Raw genomic sequence first — 13,984 nt, forward strand, 5'->3', positions numbered from 1 at the left:
AAAAAAGGAGCCTACACGGACACAAGTCGCTTGTAAACTCCTTTTAATGGTTAGTGCCAAAAGGCACATTGGTAAGAAACCCTAAACGCTATTCTTTGTTAAGCACAGTTCTAGTTAAAGTTATACCTTAATCCAAGTTGCATTTGCCATCTTGAACTTTGAATACCGGCATCATCTATCTGCTCTAACTGTTCAACGATACTTGGATTAAAACTAAATGTGGGGTCTTCACCCCCAGATTCGGTCCTTATTAAACCAACCTGTCTTATAAACCTGCGTTGCCCCCAATCTTTGTTCAGGAAATTGGTAAAATTGAAGATATCAGCAGTAAACTGAAAGGCATGTTTGGTATTACCTCCAAGGTTAAGTGAAAAATCTTGTATGAACTTCAGGTCAACTACATGGCTCCAAGGTCCCCTGTCCCCGTTTCTTTCTGCATAATTACCTCTGCGGCCTCGCAAATAATCATCGCTTTCAATAAATGCATCCAACGCTTGCCACTGTTCTTCCGGGGTGAGACCATTGCTTTCTACCAAATTGATCTCGCCCGCATTCCTGGGTACATAGATCAAAGCATTATCTCTGGAATCATCATTGAGAAGGTCTGCCCCTTCTTGATAAATATAACTAAATGGAGCAGCCTGGTTTCCGTCATAAAAAAGAGCCAAGGTGGTTTTAATGTTGTCATTCCATTTGAACTCATAGGAGAAATTCCCAACAATTCTATGTCCTTGGGAGAAATCAGATCGGGTAACCGGTAAATTTGAATTTTTTCCGTTCACGGTTTGATAGTTTCTCCATTGGGAGCTGTTTTGGGATGAAGTCCCATCAAAAATGGCCCTTGCGTCTCCGTACGAATAAGAAACACTTCCAGAGAAACCATTTATATAGGGTTTTCTTAAAGTGGCGCTAAAGTTCCATGAAGATCCCTCATCCGTATTTGAAGCAAGGTAAACACCTCCGTAGGTACGATCTATCCTATCGTTACGGTCATAAAAAGGTCTGTTATCCGCACCATTCAAGGACCCTACAGGTCCCCTGATATTCAGGTTTTCATAAAAAACCGCATTGATATTGTCGTTATAAACTCCCTCCAAAGATCCTACCAAACCAAAAAATGGAAGTTTTTGGTCAATCGCCAAATTAGCTTTCCAGACCTTGGGCAATTTAAAATCCTCGGCAAACAAGTCTACATTGCCCCCTACACCACCAGTTCCAGGTTCAACATTTACGGGTTGGTTGTTTACATTAGGGTTGAAAGTAACTTCATCAGAGATATTGAAGCTAGCGGCAAATCCACCAGTAATCCCATTATTATTGTAGGTCCCGCCGGGCCATACCAATGGCAATCGGGAAGTAAACATTCCCCATCCACCCCGTATTTGTGTTTCCCGGTTTCCATTTACGTCCCAATTAAATCCAATCCTGGGAGAGACATGAACCGTGGTATTAACACCCTTTCCAACCTGAGCCCCTTGCAAATCTTTTCCTTCAGCCTCTAAAAGTGGAATGGTCCTATTGTTGAAGTCATCATTCACATTCCCGTCCTCCCAAATAGGGAAATCGAACCGTAGACCAGCGGTCAGTTTAAAGTTCTCTGTCACTTGATATTCATCTTGCGCATAAAGTCCCAATTGCCAAACATTAAACTCAGAAGCACCGGCTGACTCATCGCCAACTGTTCCATCACCCACTAGGGAATACCCATGTTGGTAGAAATTTATGTTTTCGTTGTTGATGAAATCTGTCACATTGTTATAGGTATAGTCCCCATAATTGAAGGCAAAAAACAAGTTTTTGACCTTCGCATATTCATTGTGCGTACCTAGAGTAAAGGTGTGCTTACCAGAATAGATCTCAAAATTGTTGGTCAAGGTAAATACATCTTGATTTAACAAGTTTGCAGTTGAAAACGGTTCCGCACCAAATGTGATTCTTCCGCTACCATCAAAAATATCCACTGATGGAAAGGGGCTTCCAGAAGGGTCCCTGTCATCTCGAACCGCCGTATAACCCACGACCAATTTGTTGGCCATACGATTCCCAATTCTGGCATTCCATTCCAATGCCGTGGAGTTGGTAATGGATTCAAAAAACTCAGAACCGTTGATAAAACCAATATTAAAATTGCCAGATGTTCTGGCCTCAAGATTATCGGCCTTTACATAGCTGTGTCTTATAGACACTTTATTGTTGTCATTGATATTCCAATCCAACTTTGCCGTAATCTTGTCACTGGTCAATGTCCTGGTATTATTATCATACCCACCTGGATCATATCCATAGGTGTTTTGCAAAAACGAACTTAAGCTCGTCAGTCCTTGTGCATCAGTGTCTCCAACATAGTTGGAAATGCTGAAAGGTTGAGGGGTTTCATCATCTTGACGTTCATAGTTGACAAAGAAGAAAAGCTTGTCTTTCACCAAAGGACCTCCAACCCTAAATCCAAATGTCTTTGCAGAAAAATCATTCAGTTTTTCTCGAACACCGTCCTCCCCAACATTATCAGGAGGAGTTTTTCCGACTAAATTCTGATTTCTAAAAAAGTAGTAGGCCGATCCTTTAAAATCGTTGGTTCCCGAGCGTGTTACCGCACTTATAGATCCCCCGGAGAAACCCGCAATCCTTACATCAAAAGGAGCCAGTTGCACCTGAAATGATTCTATGGCATCTACAGAAAATGGGTTAACCCCTGTCTGCCCACCATTAGTCCCTGAGCCTGCCAGACCGAAAACATCATTGTTTATTGCACCATCAATATAAATTGCATTGTACCTGTTGTTTTGACCACCAAGTGAGACCGTAAACCCATCATTTCCTTCCCTGATCTGTGCTTGAGGGGTGAGTCGGACAAAATCAGCAATCGATCTAGAAGCTGCAGGAATCGTCTGTATCAATCTATTACTGATATTGGTTTCGGCCCCAGTTCTATTGGAATTGAAAACTCCACTAGATTGTGCGGTTACCACAACACCTTCCAAAGCGGTTGTGGTTTCATTTAGTTGAGTATTTATCCTATAGGATTCACCCAGTTGTAAGAAGATATTTTCCTCTACGTAATCATCAAAACCCATAAAAGATACCTCCACCCGATATGGTCCTCCCGGTCTCATTCCAGTGACCCTAAAATATCCATCAAAATCGGTGGTGCCCCCATATAGTGTGCCTGAAGGCAAATGCGTTACCTTAATATTGGTTCCAAGTAGAGGTTCACCATCTCCATCCAATATTCTTCCTCCTATGGAGGAGGTGGTAACTCCCTGTCCATAACCAAAAGACAGAAGAGTAAGAAAAAATAAAAGAGCAAGTGCTAAGTTTCTGTTTTTCATTAGTTTGTTGTTTACAGATTTGGTGATAAAATTCATCTATCCCCTATTGTTATTTGTTAATCGAAGGTTAAGTGAAGTGAGATATACCCTTTTTGCTATAAGCGGCATATATACTGCTATGAGCGCCCTGTTTTGGGCTTTTAAATAGTTGCTTACAAAGCTTTTTACACACCAAATTCCTCCGCGGATTGCTGCTCAAGGGCTATAAAAATGAAAAGCGGACCGACCATTTGGAGAAAATTCCAATGACCAATCCACTCTTTAAAAATGTATACTCTAACTAACTATATCTTTGTCAGCCTTATGGAACCTTGAGCTCCTCCGGTTCCACAGTCATCCGTCTCATCAGAAGTGAAATTGATAATGAACTCCGTATCATCTGGATTTGCCAAATCGTAGGTACTGTTGTCGACCAAGGCCGGGCCACTTTGTATGGTTCCACCACATCCTGCTCCCATTCCTTGAGCAGCACTCATGACAATTTCTCCACAAATAAATTGAAACTCAATATCCACTGGACCAAAAGGTCCGAAAGCCGCAAAAGTAAATGCGTCTTTTATAACTCTGATGGTATTTCCAGTACTTTCTAGGGTATATTCGGCATCAACAAAATCGTTGACCCCAAAAATACCTGGTGCTAAAGACGTCAATTGATACTGTCCTGTATACAGGTCCGCTGATGGCAATGGAGCTATTAGGTTAACCCTGTATTGAAAAGGCGAGGAAAAGAAAGACCCACCTTGCACCGTTCCTGTCACATCATCGCTAGAAAATACCCTACCATCAGTAAGTTCCAGTTCTAATCTTAAGAGAAAGGCATCACCACAATTATAATCCCCAAAATCCAGTCCCAGTGCCGAGGCCATCTCTCCCAGGGTAATGGAAAGCGTGCCACGAGGCAAGCCAAATTCACCCACACTGAAATCTGAAGAAGGAATGGTCTTTACAAATGCCTCAGTGGTCGTTGTGGTTTCGTCCTCTGTATTATCATCCAAGTCTACAAAAACCCTAACCTCTGATAACAACTCGCCATCTAGATGGTCTTGTTCTTCCAATTCAATGGTAGTAGTTGCAGATGTGTCTAAAACATCAAGTGCGCTTCCTGAAATTGAGAGGGTCCTCAATACAGCACCACGTTCCACTGTGGCTTGAACAGTGTCAACTTTTTTATCATCAGAACTACAACTGCCCAGTAAAAATGCCAACAAGGCTGTTGAGTATAATATGCTTTTTTTCATGATTCTTATTTTAATATTCATAGCTCTATTTTAATTGGCGACTGGACCGCTAGTGTTATCCCAAAAAACGGGTTCAGCGTTGGTGGATTTCTGCGATACACTGGAATTTGAATTCACGGATATCGCAGGATAGTACATGGATCTCATGAATTGCCCTGGGTCTGTTTCCCTATTGGGCTGTACGGTTGTTGGAAATCCAGTTCTTCTATAAAAATTATAGGGGTCCACTCCATTTCCATAGAAGGATATGAGAAACTGCTCACCCAGTACATTCCATTTACCATTGGCATCAGCCGCATTGAAATTGCCAATCACGGTACCGATATAGCTGGTCACCTCTGCAGCCGATGGTTCCAAGGATAAATCAGCACTGGCATCCAATGCTCCAAAAGACTGGACTTTTGCAATTTGTTTGTTCAACCCCTCCTGTAAAAAGGATTCTGCGGAAGCTTCATCGCCTGAGGCCAAAGCCATTTCAGCTCTATAAAAATCTACCATGAAGGCACTTAATATTGGGGAAATCCCAACTCCATTACCTCCAAAAGAGCCTGCATCGTTATTTTGAGCTATAGCCGTAAACGAGCTATCATCGAATCTTCCCCCTGCAGGATATACCCCCCAAGTGGTTCTCAACAATCCGTCTGGTGGGGTACCATCATTATCTCCATGATCACGACCCCAATATCCGTTAGGCAACCAACAGAAAGTAAAACCTCCATCAGTGTAGTGCGGTGGCGGTAGTTCCAAAGAGCATTGCAACAGCTGCTCATCTGGTGGAATCTCTGCACCAGGTACTGCAGTTGCCTGACGATAGTAATAGTACCTAATCCTAGGATCATCTGTAGTGTCCATAAGGTTCATCAACCAGTTAGACGAGTAATCTGTGGCCCCTGCAGAGGCATAGTTGATTCCATATCGAGGATGTCTGGTATCTGGATTACTGGCACTGCTTGCAGGCCATGCCCATTGGAAATCATCTTCGGTATCCTGGATATAGTTTCCGGAACTTATGATTGCATCAAATTGGGCAGCAGCATTGGAATCTACCAATCTGGTCTGCAAATACAACTTAAGCTTGAGCGTATTAGCCGCCAGTTCCCATTTGTCGTAGTCATTATCGTAGAAGAAATCGTTTACGGGATCTACAGGAGCATCTGCCCTAAAATTGGAAATAGCTTCATCCAATAGAGAAATAGCTGCATTGTAAATATCCTGACCGGCATCTTGTACCGGATTTTGTATTCCCTCACTCAAAAGAATGGCTTCGGAATAGGGAATATCGCCAAAGAAATCCACCATTGAAGTAATTACATAGGCTTCAATAAATTTGGCAATAGCAATATGATGCACCAGTCCAGCTTCTTCCGCCAAGGGTTGAAGCGCCACTATATCGGCAAGTATTCCTCTGTACACGTTGGTCCATTCATCATCAAATGCATTTCCTTGAAACGTACTCTGATAGTTTCTACCACTTAAATGGGCAGTACGGACCAATTCCATACCTATTTCGTTGAGCCCATCATTGGTCGACAGAAAGTTATCCTCTGTTGCCGCCGTACCTTCCAAATGTCTTGCAAAATCTTCCTGGATGGAAGTCAGCAAAAAGTCTGGATTTGCCTGGCTTGGCACCAAAGCATTTGGATTATCGGTTATATCCAACTCTGTGGTCTCGCATGAACCCATACCAAGCAAGACCCCACTAAGAATTGCGATTAAATATTTATTTATGTTTTTCATCTTATTCATTTTTTTTGTTCTTAGAATGAAGCCTTAATGCTTAAACCATATCTTCTGGAGCTAGGCCCGTTAAGAAAGTCGAATCCTTGACCGTTGGTCACACCTAAGCCAGCTGTATTTGGATCAAAATTTGCTCCTTTGGGCATGTTTACCGCCCTAAACCATAGGTTCTGTCCTGAAACCGTAAATGTTAGAGCTCCAAATGGAGTTTTGTCCAAAAACTTTTTAGGGAGTGAATAGGCCAAAGAGGCTTCTTGAAGCCTAATAGTGGTAGCATCGTACACCTGTAATTCGCTAGGTCCAAATAGAATGTTACTAAAGAAGTAATCAGAGTTGTTGATTTGTAATCTATTGGTATTCCCGTTGGAATCTACTCCAGGTAGTACAAAGGAGTCCTCCCTATCCAAAGTTTCAGTGATAAGTCCTCTTCCAAGAAGAGTGGAGATTGTTGAAGAGTAAATATCTCCACCTTGCGTATAGTTCCATTGGAAACCAAGAGTGAAGTTTTTATAAGAAATGCTGTTTCTAACATTGGCCACCCAATCCGGATTAGGATCTCCTATTACCGCATCATTTGGATCTTGCACATAAAATCCATCGGATCCTATAACATCATTACCATTGTCGTCGACTAAAATTTTACTTCCAAAAAGGGCTCCTAAAGGCTCCCCTTCAATAGCAACATTTCCAAGGTTGTTAAATCCAGAGTAGATTACCTTGTCTGTATCCAAACCTAAATCGGTCACAGTAGTCTCGTAGGCCGTAAAGTTGACATTGGTGTCCCAGTTGAACCCACCTTCATTCTTAGCTCGAATCCAATTGACCCCTAGGTCAATTTCCACACCTTCAGATTCTATTTCTCCAATGTTGGTAGCGATTACCGTATAACCAGTCTCTGGCCCAAGGGGTCTATCAATAATCAAATCTTTGGTGAAACGCTTGTAAACAGAACCATCTAAAGTGATTCTATTATTCCAGAAACGTGATTCTATTCCTAATTCAATTTCATTTAAAACCTCAGGCTTCAAGTCGGGATTTCCAAATCTTGCTGGCGAAGTATTGGAAACAACATTAGCCCCATTTTCATCTTGGGTGTCCCTAACATTCATGATCAGGGTGTTTGCTATAGGATAAGCGGTAGATTCAAAGTTGGCCGAAGAACCGAATCCTGCCCTTATCTTTAGATAATTCAGGACATTTTCAGATTTAAGCCCATCAAAAGCTGCAGTTGGAATGAATGAAAGACTGGCACTGGGATAGAACTGAGATCTGTTTTCTTTTGAAAAATTGGAAACCCAGTCATTTCTTGCCGCCAAGGTCAAGTAGAAAATATTGTCGTAGTCAAAATCAGCCTGGGCGTATACCCCTACAAGGTTTCGCTCTGCAAAAAGCTGAATTGGCAAGGAATTGAGAAAGTTAAAATGCCTCAATACGCCAAAAACCTGCTGATTGTCACTGGCAACTCCATTCTGGTCAAAAACTTCTCTTCTGGAGGTGGCCCCTATATTAAAGGTGGTACCAATCTTTTCCGTAATGTCGTAATCCCCATTGAACACCAAATTATGATCCCAAATGGTGTTGGTATTGTTCCAGGTTTCATAAAAACCACTGGCCAATCTTACATCATTACTGTTACTGTTTACCCCACCCCTATTTTGAAAAGTGACATTGTTTTCACTATAGACGTCAACTCCTGCTCTATAAATGATGTTAAGGTTATCGTTTAAGTCATACTGAATAGAAGCCTGACCAAAAACTCTATTGGTTTCTTGGGATGTTTCTGCATTGTAAACAGTCCATAGCGGATGCTGAATGGAATTGTTCTGTCTGTAATAGACACTACCTCCAGTAATAGGATCTTGAAAAGGAAGACCTTGAACATCAATACTCCTAGGTGTAAACCACAGATCACCAAACACAGAAGAACCTGAACCCTGGGCGCCATTACCCAAACTTAGAGCCACCGGTGGTGATACATATTTGGTCCTAGAGAAATTAAGCGTACCGCTTACCGTAAATTTATTGGTAAGCTTGGCATTACCCCCAATTCCCAAAGTATTCCTTGTAACGGAGTTGTTGGGTGTAAATCCTTTATCGTTTAGATGCCCGTAGTTGATGTTATATGAAATCATTCCATTTTCTGATGCTCCTCTAACATTAAGGTTTAGCGTAGCTGCACCTCCCTGACGGAAGAACTTCCTTACACTATCGTAAGGCCTCCATTGGTATCTAACTCCTTGAAATTCAGGAAAAGCTGCTTGAATTGCAGATGTTGATGTGGAGTATGGATGTGGCAAGGTGCCATTTTCATCAATTGCAGCTTGATTTCCCCATCCAGCTGCTCCACCTCGATCAAAACTTGGACCCCAGTTGCTGAAGAACCAACCAAAAGATTGGTCAAAACCGTTACCATATTGATCTTGGTAGTCTGGCAAGGAAGCTATTTCATTTATGAAATAAGAAGTATTTACTGTTATTTCGGTTTTCTTAGGGCCGGATGAAGCACTACCCCCTTTAGTGGTTATCAGAATAACACCATTTCTACCTTGGGAACCATAAAGTGTAGCCGCAGCAAGACCTTTCAGTACGTTAACACTTTCAATATTGTTGGGGTCAAGGTCCAAAAACCGGCTCGACCCATTGTTTCCATTAATGAAATCCTGAGTTTCTCCTCCTCTTCCCTGTGAATTGGTATCCGTACTAAAAGGAACACCATCCACAATAAACAGTGCTTGGTTACTGGAACTGAAAGTAGAAAGTCCCCTAATAATAATGTTAGTACCGGAACCGGATAAACCATTCTGGTTTGTAATCTGTACCCCAGAGGCTTTTCCTTGAAGAACCCTGGCCACATCACCCTCGGGGCGTTGCGCCAATTGATCTTCTCCTACTTCAGCTACGGCATATCCCAAGGCCTGCTTTTCCCTTTTAATACCAAGGGCGGTTACCACCACTTCTTCGAGGGCCTGTGTGTCCTCCTGCATTTGCAGATTCATCACATTATTTGCACCTACCGTGCGTCTCTCGTCTCTTTGTCCTATATATGTGAAGAGTAGAACCTGACCTTGCGAAGCAGAGATGGAATAATTCCCATCAAAATCGGTCTGAGTACCTGTTGTGGTACCTTCTACAATAATATTCACACCAGGCAACGGTAAGCCACTTTCATCGGTGACAGTACCTGTAATTTTTCTTTCCTGTCCATAGCCAATAGCAACATAGGCCAGAAAGAACAGGAAAATCAAGTAAATTCTGTTTCTCATTTTTATTTTAGAGTTTATTAGTTATCGAGTAAAAGTAAAGTCCTGTGATACGCTCTCAGATTTAATGAACTCTAGTCGTGTTTTGATGAAGTGAGGGGCCTAAATTCCGCTCTGTTCGGCCATTTGACGAAATTCTGGTAGTTTTCCAAAGACAGGCTTCATTCTTTCTTTGGTTTACAATTTGATGTGAACAGCCATATAATGATTTAAAGCGTCAATTTTCTGATTTAAAAAAGCTTATACCTGATTTTAAGGCTCTGAACCAAATTTGCACTGACAGCGATATTTGTTACTTTTAAATCTCAAAAGGTTATGGATGGCGGTGATTAAGACCATTATTGCAGACGATGAAATTTTAGCGACCAAGCGAGTAGAATTGCTTTTAAAAGACAACAAAAAGTTTGATCTTATTGGTTGCTATAACCAAGGGCAAGAGGCTATGGAAAAAATCAATGAGCTAAGGCCAGATTTGGTTTTTTTGGATATTAATTTCCCCAATATAACTGGTTTTGATATAGTTAAAGGTCTTGAATACAATCCTATTTTCATTTTTGTTACGGCTTATGACAAACATGCCATAAAGGCTTTCGACGTTTTTGCTTTTGATTTTCTGGTAAAGCCTTTTAAGGATGAACGTTTTTTTAAAACGCTGTCAAAAGTTGAAGAATATTTCTCCAGAAAAAGTCCAGGATATGATGAAAAAGTATCCAAGCTGTTAGAATATTTAGAAAACAAGGAAAGTGCTAGAAGTGCAGATCAAAACTTGACCAAAATTCCAGTTAAGTTGGGCAATAAAATCAATCTGATAGCGACTTCCGAAATCAAATATATTTTGGCTTCCGGTTATTATTCGGAAATATACACCTTAAAGAAAAAATATGTGCTTCGGGAATCCATAACCAATCTTATCAAACAATTGGAACATCAATCTTTTGCCAGAATACACCGCTCATCTATTGTCAACTTTGATTTTATAGAGGAACTGGTTTATTCCAATTATGGAGAGCTAGATGTTAAAATGGTTGACCATAATTTAATCAGGGTAAGTAAGGGATACAAAAAGACTTTCTTTTCAAAATTGGGGATAAATTAAAAAGCCGACACAGGGCCGGCTTTAATAGCTAATTCAAAACAATTTAAAACTGAGAAATAATAAATTGTTATAGTAAATGTACCTGCCCCAAGCCCACGAAAAGGAACAAATGATCTGTGTCCCCTACTTTCTGATCTTAATGGAAGGTTTAATGATTTATGCTGTATAAAAGTTAGGGCCCGAAAACCCTCTTAACAAATACCAAATTCGTAATGGCTGAAATGCTCAATACAAAATCTGAAGGCTTTATAGAGAGAAAATTGGTGGTTTTACTTGCCTTGTTCTATACTGGGCTCACCATAATCTCAATGATCAAGACCATTTACTTGAAAGTATTTGTAGGACTACTGGGCTTTGTCACCTGGACCGATATTATTATTAGTATGATTTTGGAATGGATGGGTGTCATGGGGTTTGCCATTCTAATCAGTTATTTGATCAAGAGTCTTATCGAACGAAAAACTTCTTGGCGTTATATCATCCCCATACATCTTTTTTGTGCCCTGATTTTTGGGGCTTTAATGACCTTCTTACATCAATTGGCAACTATAATAGATAACCTTCCGCACAGGAGGGGCTTTAACCTTGAGAGATTACGGTTTAATTTTATCCAATATTTTGAATATAACCTACTGGTGTATTTCACCATAACCTTTATTATCTACACCTACTTTTATATTAAAAGTTCACTTGCGGAAAGCGAAAAAAAGAACATCATTCAGCAAAAGTTCCATGAGGCCAAAACTTTGGCTCTTCAGAACCAGCTTCATCCGCATTTTTTGTTCAACTCCCTGAATAGTGTTTCAGCCTTAATAGACATCGACAAGGAAAAATCCAAAGACATGATTGCCGATATTAGCGAATATCTCTACAACACGGTCAATCTCCACGAACATAAACTCATTTCTTTGGAGCACGAACTGGAGTTATTGGATAAGTATCTCAATATTATTGAAACCCGTTTTCAGGCCCAATTGAGCATTAAAAAGGAAATACATTTGGAACCCAAAAGTATTCAGGTACCTCCTCTTATCATACAACCTCTAGTGGAAAATGCTGTGAAACATGGATATTCTGCCACTCATCAGTCATTGATTGTTGAAATTGAAATATCCATTGACGAAAACAAATTATTGGTCATAGAGGTCAGGAACAATGGAACCCCATTGGATAAAAACCTGACGGAAATGAAGAAAAAAGGAACAGGAATAAAAAACATTGATGAAAGGTTGAGGGCCATTTATGGGCAAGACTATCAATTGAATTGTTACAACGACATGGTTTCATCCAAAGTGGTATATCAAATCATTCTAATTCCGAATATTGACGATCTAAATGAAAAGTGAGGCAAAGACCTATCAATACTAAAAAGAGAGGTCAGTTTTCAATTTGGATAATTTGCCCTTCTCCATTAAGTTTTAAAAATTGAAGTGCTCGGACCCCCCCAAAGGTTACCTCGAAACCGGTAATGTCTTCTTTATCATCGCGAATAAACTCCACGCTATCGAAAAACCATTCATTACCAATAAAATTATTGGAGTCCATGGGCCTCAGCTCAAAAGGTTCATGCCTTTGATGAAAAACCATGAATTTATGTCCTATCCAACGGATTTGATACATAGTCCCAAGTTCTTCACTATAATAATTTCCTTCATACTCAGGTCTATTCAATTTAACCCCATCTTTCAAAAGTACTTTTGATGCTATTCTTTTCTGAACTTTGTTTTTATATTCAAGACCTATCACCCTATAAAAGAAATCTCTTTTAAATACGATTTCAGTACCATTGGTTGAATCACCGTAAACGTCTATAGCTATCTTTTTTAAATGAAGTTCTTTGTCTAAATGTTTAACTAGTAAGTCATTCTGGTCAGCAACCACTTTAATGGTATCCCCTGAATCAAATAAATACCTGCCAATTAAATCTTTGGTCTCTTCTCCATTATCCTCTAAAGAATACCTGTGTGTGCTTTCATCGGCTTTTTTATTGGGATTAATTATATCCTCCAAAAAGATATCTGCAATGCTTTTGGCCATACTTCGTGGGTCAAATTCTTCAAAATTACCCAATACTACAACAGAAAAATCCAACTTGGGTATTCGTAAAACATGGGCCCTATAACCCGCGTCTGCCCCACCATGCCAAAAGGACCTATATTTTTGATAGGTTCCGATAAACTGTCCAGAAGAGTAATTGGTTGCCTTACCGGAATTTAACTTTCCAGATTTTGTAAACTGTTGATTCATAAATGAATCTTCTTTCGATATTGTATTTAGATATGAGGCCCAAACACCAATGTCTTCTACATTTGAGAACATGCTGGTGGCGCCCACACTCGCATAGTTTAGGTTGCTTTTTTTGAATTCGCTGTTGCTGTCATGGTAATAAGAATAAACTCGATTTTTGACAATAGTCTCATGATCTGAATAAAAGAAAGTATTGTGCATTTGTAAAGGTTCAAATACTTTATCGCGAGCAAAATCCGAAAATGATTTTCCCGATACCCGTTCAATAATTTCTGCCAACAACGTATATCCCGTATTGCAATACATGAAATCGTCTCCTGGAGAAAAATTGAGTTCTTTTTGCCGACCAATCATTCTCATAATTTGGTTTTGGGTAATAACATCATCCAAGCGCCAACCCGCTATGGAAAGTAATATCCATTGATCTCTTAACCCACTGGTGTGGTCCATTAAATGCTTTATGGTAATAGTGGCACCAAAGTCCGGCACCTCTGGCAAATAATCGCGAATATCATCTTCAAGAGCTAATTTACCTTGCTGATTCAATAATAGAATCAAATATGCTGTTACCTGTTTGGAAATGGAAGCAACATGAAAAATACTGTTCACATCGATGGGTATTCCATATTCAAGGTTTGCGCTACCATATCCCTTGGAAAATATAATGTCGCCCTTAATGGTAACTGATAACGCCGCACCTGGTGTATCCGTGGTAAGATTGGCAAATAGGCTATCTACTCTCTTTTCATACTGTTGTCCAACGTTTCTGGTGCCCTTTGATTCTTCACTTCTTTGAAGACGCTGAGAGTTTAGTATATGTGTGCCTACAGTTACTAGTGCAAGAACCAAGAAAAACCTTATGCGTGATGATTTGTTTAAATCCTGAGTTATTATTTCAAAATTCATTTGGTAAGAAATATATTCTTGTTTTTTTAGCTTCGACGCTTCCATGCATTGAAAGATGTCATTTTTTGCCGCACCGGATTTTATATTTAAGAAACGGAAGGCCAATCCTTTAAAGGTAATATATCGAACAGCAGGGGTAGATCAAATGATTTGGAGTATCAAAAAACTGAT

At 40.1% G+C, this 13,984-nt stretch carries 7 protein-coding genes; 2 read left to right on the plus strand and 5 right to left on the minus strand.

What is annotated here, in order from left to right; translation table 11 throughout:
- Positions 1-110 precede the first annotated feature (110 nt).
- The 4 genes from DX873_RS18030 to DX873_RS18045 form a co-directional block, all read right to left on the minus strand.
- Positions 111-3,329, minus strand: coding sequence for a TonB-dependent receptor (locus DX873_RS18030; RefSeq protein WP_116185953.1), 3,219 nt, complete (start codon positions 3,327-3,329; stop codon positions 111-113).
- Positions 3,330-3,613: 284 nt separating this feature from the next.
- Positions 3,614-4,567 (minus strand): hypothetical protein, encoded by a 954-nt coding sequence (locus tag DX873_RS18035; protein ID WP_116185895.1) that lies wholly within the window; start codon positions 4,565-4,567, stop codon positions 3,614-3,616.
- Positions 4,568-4,597: 30 nt separating this feature from the next.
- Positions 4,598-6,304 (minus strand): SusD/RagB family nutrient-binding outer membrane lipoprotein, encoded by a 1,707-nt coding sequence (locus DX873_RS18040; protein WP_116185896.1) that lies wholly within the window; start codon positions 6,302-6,304, stop codon positions 4,598-4,600.
- 20 nt (positions 6,305-6,324) lie between these two features.
- Complete coding sequence (locus DX873_RS18045) at positions 6,325-9,567, minus strand: SusC/RagA family TonB-linked outer membrane protein (protein WP_116185897.1); 3,243 nt, start codon at positions 9,565-9,567, stop codon at positions 6,325-6,327.
- Positions 9,568-9,883: 316 nt separating this feature from the next.
- Here DX873_RS18045 and DX873_RS18050 point away from each other — a divergent pair, with 316 nt between their 5' ends.
- Entirely contained in the window at positions 9,884-10,660 is a 777-nt protein-coding gene (locus tag DX873_RS18050) for a LytR/AlgR family response regulator transcription factor (RefSeq protein ID WP_232520979.1), read from the plus strand.
- A 221-nt stretch (positions 10,661-10,881) separates the two neighbouring features.
- Positions 10,882-12,006: a sensor histidine kinase gene (locus tag DX873_RS18055; protein ID WP_181899562.1), complete on the plus strand. Its 1,125-nt coding sequence runs from the start codon at positions 10,882-10,884 to the stop codon at positions 12,004-12,006.
- A 31-nt stretch (positions 12,007-12,037) separates the two neighbouring features.
- Here the strand turns inward: DX873_RS18055 and DX873_RS18060 are convergent, their stop codons facing one another.
- Complete coding sequence (locus tag DX873_RS18060; protein WP_232520980.1) at positions 12,038-13,813, minus strand: serine hydrolase domain-containing protein; 1,776 nt, start codon at positions 13,811-13,813, stop codon at positions 12,038-12,040.
- Positions 13,814-13,984 lie beyond the last annotated feature (171 nt).

Source organism: Flagellimonas nanhaiensis (genome assembly GCF_003382275.1).
Classification (GTDB): Bacteria; Bacteroidota; Bacteroidia; order Flavobacteriales; family Flavobacteriaceae; genus Flagellimonas; species Flagellimonas nanhaiensis.